The organism is Flavobacterium turcicum, assembly GCF_011365745.1.
In the GTDB taxonomy this organism is placed as follows: Bacteria; Bacteroidota; Bacteroidia; order Flavobacteriales; family Flavobacteriaceae; genus Flavobacterium; species Flavobacterium turcicum.
In genome coordinates, this window is record NZ_JAAOBY010000015.1 from 8,285 (window position 1) to 10,920 (window position 2,636).

The 2,636-nt window shown below is 31.0% G+C and carries 3 protein-coding genes; all 3 read right to left on the reverse strand.

The genetic code is table 11. The features are described 5' to 3' along the window. Positions 1 to 715 precede the first annotated feature (715 nt). Complete coding sequence (locus tag G9Q29_RS14685; protein ID WP_166139181.1) at positions 716 to 1,210, reverse strand: hypothetical protein; 495 nt, start codon at positions 1,208 to 1,210, stop codon at positions 716 to 718. A gap of 215 nt (positions 1,211 to 1,425) precedes the next feature. Further along, positions 1,426 to 1,938 carry a hypothetical protein gene (locus G9Q29_RS14690; protein WP_166139183.1) on the reverse strand — a complete coding sequence of 171 codons (513 nt, stop codon included), beginning with the start codon at positions 1,936 to 1,938 and terminating at the stop codon, positions 1,426 to 1,428. A gap of 182 nt (positions 1,939 to 2,120) precedes the next feature. Next, positions 2,121 to 2,528 (reverse strand): hypothetical protein, encoded by a 408-nt coding sequence (locus G9Q29_RS14695; RefSeq protein ID WP_166139185.1) that lies wholly within the window; start codon positions 2,526 to 2,528, stop codon positions 2,121 to 2,123. Positions 2,529 to 2,636 lie beyond the last annotated feature (108 nt).

Consider the following 2,636-nt stretch of genomic DNA (forward strand, 5'->3'; position numbering starts at 1 on the left):
GCTTTTCAGTTTCTGCTTTTCAGTTTCTGCTTTTCAGTTTCTGCTTTTCAGTTTCTGCTTTTCAGTTTCTGCTTTTCAGTTTCTGCTTTTCAAAATTATTCCGTTACGTGTTAAAGTCGAAAAGTAGAGTAGAAGTGTTGTTCTTCGAATTTATGTTTTCTGCCGCAGATAAGTGGCATATAACGTCCCGGCGCCTCATGCCGTTGCGAACTTCGGACCCGATTAGTTTCGGCTAAGATAAAAAAACTTGCGAAACGAAAGCGTCAAGTTAGGAGAAAATTCGCAATGGCTTGAGACGGCTGTTATATGCCGCTTAAACTTTTTTCTTTACCAATTTTCAGGTTTACATTTTTCAGATTCCACTTTTCAGATTCCACTTTTCAGATTCCACTTTTCAGATTCCACTTTTAAATTTCACTTTTCAGTTTTCACTTTTCACTTTTCGGTTTCTGATTTTCGGTTTCTGCTTTTTTGTTTCTGCTTTTCAAAATTATTCCGTTATGTTTTAAAGTCGAAAAGTAGAGTAGAAGTGTTGTTCTACGAATTTATCTTTTTTGTCGCAGATAAGTGGCATATAACGTCCTGGCGCTACAAGAGGTTTGGGATTAAAGATGCGAGTTTTTTCCATTATGTACAAATTTTCCAAGTAAAAAACCATCTTTAAATTCAGCCTTTTGCCCAAATCTCTTGTAACGGCTGTTATAGGCTGTACTTTTTAGGTCATCCAAATTCCATATACAGCGATTACTGTCCAACTTCCATAAACTTTTTTAAGAAAATAACTATGTCCACTCGCGCTGTGTGTAAATGTCGAGTAAATAACAGAAACAATGCAATTTTCGTAATTATTGTCAAAGACAGGTTCACTAATAGAGATTATTTTTTGTCTTTTCTTTGTTTTTATAAATATTTCTTCAGCTTCTTTTTTAGTCAAACATTTTTTGTTTTTTATAAGATCAGAGCTGTAATTCAATTCTTTTATCAATTCTGAATTCCAAATTTCATCATTGTTTTTTGCGACGTTTGCTTCAATTTCATTTAATATTTTTTCAGGAACTTCAAGACCAGTTTCTTCTTTAAACTCTTTTAGGTCAAAAAAAGTTTTATATTTTTCACATTGAACATATATTCCGAATGTACCCTTTCCAATTTGCTCATCAATGATTTTTTTAAAAACGTCAGATTCTGAATTGTTTTGTGAAAAACTCAAAGTTGAAATAGTTAAGAAAAGCAAACAGTAAATTTTCATATTTTTCTTTTTACGATTTTTGGTAGTATAGCCTATAACGTTTTGCAGCTTGGCGATGTGGCGGATTATGGAAGCCTAAACTTTCGTTTAAACACTGACTTTGCAAGTACAAAACTAACTTCAAATTAAGCCCAAAACCCGCCATTTTGCCAAACTGCTGTTAGCGGTTCGTTGTTTTAGTTCATCACTATATTTTCTTTCTTACTTTTTATTACAATTGGTGTTAGCTTTTTTATTATTTTTAATTCATCAGAATTACAATTTCTAGTTTTAGGATTCTTAATTAATTCATTTGCATCATAAAAGAGTTCTATTTGAAAAGTTTTTGATTTACAAGATAACATATTTGCATTCATCCTCCCATTTATCATTATTTCAACTTTAGTTTTTGCTTGAATTACTAATAAATCTGATTCAGAATATGCCATCATTTTTTGCTGTTCTGCTTGCCATTCAGGAATGTTGTCACACTCATTTTTAACATCGTAGAATCTCCATTTTTGATTAAAGTCAGTCGCAGGTTTTAAAATAGTTATATCTTTTTTTGAATTATTTATTACATCTACATATAATGTAACAGCTCCTATATCGTCTATTTCAGTTTTTTCAGTTATAATTTTAAAACTCACTTTTTGTGCAAATGTAAGATTAGAGATTATCAAAAATGCTATTAATAAAGTTTTTCTCATTTTTAGGATATTTTAATTTTTAAAGTATTTTTTCTACGCTTGGATTTTACAATGACCGCTAACGTTCCGGCGCTTGGCGAGGTTGCGAACTTCGGAATCGATTATTTTCTATCAAAGATAAAATTTCTTGCGAAATGTAAACGTGTATTTACTACAAAATTCGCAATCTTGCCAAACGCCTGTTAGGCGCTGCTTTTTATATTTAATATATCAAGTCTATCAATTTTCCAATAAATATATTCTCCAACAACTTTTTTATCGTTTGTCGGTAAATCTATTTCCATTATAATGTCACCAAAATCAGCAACGGTTGGATTTATAGAAATGATTTGACCGTATGCTAAATAGGAGCATAGTCCATTTTCAGCAATCAAACTTTTTAATTTTAGTTCATTTTCGGAAAAAATAATATTCCAATCTAATGGATAGTCAAGCGATGAAAATTCAACTAAATAATTTTTATCATCTTCAATTTTTTCTCCCCAAAAAAAAGCCTCAATTTCCTTCCCGTTTTGTGAAGTAAAAATTATTTTACCTTCATTTAAATCGAATAATTCTTTTCTAGTTACTTTTAAATTGTTGAATATCATTTCTTTAGTTTTGTTGGGTAAAGTTGCGCCTAACGTTTGCGGCTATGCGAAGTGCCTTCTTTTAACCGCTTGACTAATTCCAGCTAAAATAGCCAAATTTTTTAATTT